The sequence below is a fragment of the Helicobacter sp. MIT 11-5569 genome (assembly GCF_000765695.2).
Lineage (GTDB): Bacteria > Campylobacterota > Campylobacteria > Campylobacterales > Helicobacteraceae > Helicobacter_D.
Genome location: NZ_JRPB02000036.1, coordinates 1 through 1,555, shown reverse-complemented (window position 1 = coordinate 1,555; position 1,555 = coordinate 1). Strand labels below are relative to the sequence as shown.

1 protein-coding gene and 1 pseudogene are annotated in these 1,555 nt (G+C 32.7%); both read right to left on the bottom strand.

The features are described 5' to 3' along the window. Positions 1-128 precede the first annotated feature (128 nt). Positions 129-821 (bottom strand): hypothetical protein, encoded by a 693-nt coding sequence (locus tag LS70_RS09830; protein WP_138109449.1) that lies wholly within the window; start codon positions 819-821, stop codon positions 129-131. Then, positions 808-1,555, bottom strand: a pseudogene (locus LS70_RS10255) (hypothetical protein); the annotation flags it as partial. The gene LS70_RS09830 and the pseudogene LS70_RS10255, both read right to left, overlap by 14 nt.

Here is a 1,555-nt window from a genome sequence, read left to right as displayed (position 1 = left end):
TAAAGATAAATCAGGAGTTGTTTGTAGAGTTTTTACTTTAGGAGTAAGGATTTTTCTTCTTGTTTTCTTAGCCATTAAGAATCCTATGGGAGTTTAGAAGGGTTGGTAAATCTAATAAAAAAGAGAACTTATCTATTAATCTTTCCAATCCATCTTATAATATTACCTTTATCATCTATTTCTACTTCTAAATCTTTGTATTTATTATAGAATCTTGGGGCTAGGATTTCATTGAAATATTTAGTGCCTTTGGGGGTTCTTGCAACCCAAAAATGATACTTATCCCAATATTGTGGAGTATCCCAATTAGAATGCAAATAATCATCATCGCTCATATTTGGGTATTTTTCTCTAAGGTCTATCATATCTCTATTATACGCTTCGGTATAAAAGAAATTATCCCTAAAATATATCCAAGCTTGATATTTGTCTTCTTTTTGTTTTGAGAGGTCATTTTCTTCTTTGTCTTGCAATCCACACATACCAAATTCTATGTATCCTGCTAGGAAGAGTTGTCCTAAAAGATTAATACATTCACTTGCATAAGTGGGCTTAGGGTCGTTTTCTTGAAGTGTTGGGTGAAGCTCTTTATAAGGATACCAACACAAAAAAATACTATCAACCTCTGTGCCATTCTCCATTGCTCCATCAAGATAAAGGCATTCAAAATATTCTAAAATATCTATTTTGGTAATATTTGAAATCTGTGCAAACCAAATAAAGCTTAAAACATTATTGTCATAAAAATCCATATTATCTGTTATTTTATCAAAATCAGGAAACATTACGCCTGATTTATGTATCACTTTACCAATCGCCATCTTCTTTTGCCTTATTGTGGATTGTAACATTAGGTTTTTTATTTCCTATCTCTATCGTGGAACCCCCCGTCTTTGATTTCTGCCTTAGCCTTACAATTGTCCCATCTCGCAATTTTGCTATTGTTAATTTACCCCCGAGTTTATCAGGCTTATCACGATCTATTATTTCTGCTCCCTCTGTAATATCGTCCCAAATTTCTTTGATTTGTTTGTTATCTCTCGCCCAATAGACATTATCACTATTTTTTATATTTTTATATCCTTCTTTCTTTAATTCCTTAGAAGTCTTAAGCCCATATTTGTTTCTTAAAAGACTTATAGCCTCCTCCCTACTCAAAGACTTAGGCTTTATAGATGTGGATTTTTTTGTAGCTGTCTTTGGTTTAGGTTTATGTTTTCCTTTAGTTAGGATTCCTAATCCTATATCCAATACAGCTTCTCCTGCAGTATGCCAAAGACTGTTTTCTTCTTGTTCTAAATTACTCTCTTGTAATTCCTCTTGATTGTCTTCTAACAACTCTATCTCTATAAACTCTCCACTATCATCTTGTGTTTCTATTCTTATCACATTAGGAGGAATCTCTTCTTGAACAACACTAGAAATACTTCTCTCTACCTCTACTTTCTTATTAACTTTACTACTCTTCTTTATTTCTCCTATCCCTTCCCATTGTTCTCTTTGATATTCTATCTTAGGAGAAGGATTAGATGGTAGTTTGAGTGGAGAGAATTTA

Excerpts from the sequence above, each read along its gene's own strand:
- LS70_RS09830 (WP_138109449.1), bottom strand. The coding sequence starts at position 821 with ATGGCGATTGGTAAAGTGATACATAAATCAGGCGTAATGTTTCCTGAT.